General features: G+C 32.3%; 1 protein-coding gene. It reads left to right on the forward strand.

Features of this window, described 5'->3' with window-relative positions; translation table 11 throughout:
- Nucleotides 1-32: 32 nt before the first annotated feature.
- Nucleotides 33-232: replication initiator protein A (locus tag HMPREF2805_RS10415; RefSeq protein ID WP_186822537.1), on the forward strand; the 200-nt coding region annotated here is incomplete at its 3' end.

Here is a 232-nt window from a genome sequence, read left to right on the forward strand (position 1 = left end):
AACACTAAAAATTAGAAGAAAGGAGTAGTGCAATGATTAAAAAAAGTGAAGTCACTGGTTTCTTATCGTTTTTCAAATTTCCAAAGCCATTCATCTATGATGAAAAATATAAGTCATTGAGCAACCATGCGAAACTCTTGTATATGCTCTTATTTGGAAGGTTAGAACTTTCAATAAAAAATGGCTGGCATGATAGAGACGGGAATGTATTTCAATACTACACAAATGAGCA

This window comes from Streptococcus sp. HMSC034E03 (genome assembly GCF_001811505.1).
Lineage (GTDB): Bacteria > Bacillota > Bacilli > Lactobacillales > Streptococcaceae > Streptococcus.